Below are 237 nucleotides of genomic sequence, written 5' to 3'. Positions count from 1 at the left end.
GGTAATGGGTCCTGGCCTTCGCCAGGACGATCGTGTGTGTGGCATCCGCACTGTCGTCGCCCGGCTCGACCGGGCGATCCAGTACGCCGCGGCCTCTCGGCTCAAGCACTGGCGTCTCTGGAATACTGGATCACCCGCTTTCGCGGCTGATGACACCGCGTGTTTGTCATCTTGATTCGAGAACCATCCGCATCGTCGTCCCGGCGCAGGCCGGCAACTGTTATGTCGGCTTGGTCT

It is taken from the genome of Bradyrhizobium pachyrhizi (assembly GCF_001189245.1).
GTDB lineage: Bacteria > Pseudomonadota > Alphaproteobacteria > Rhizobiales > Xanthobacteraceae > Bradyrhizobium > Bradyrhizobium pachyrhizi.
This window is presented reverse-complemented; position numbering follows the sequence as displayed.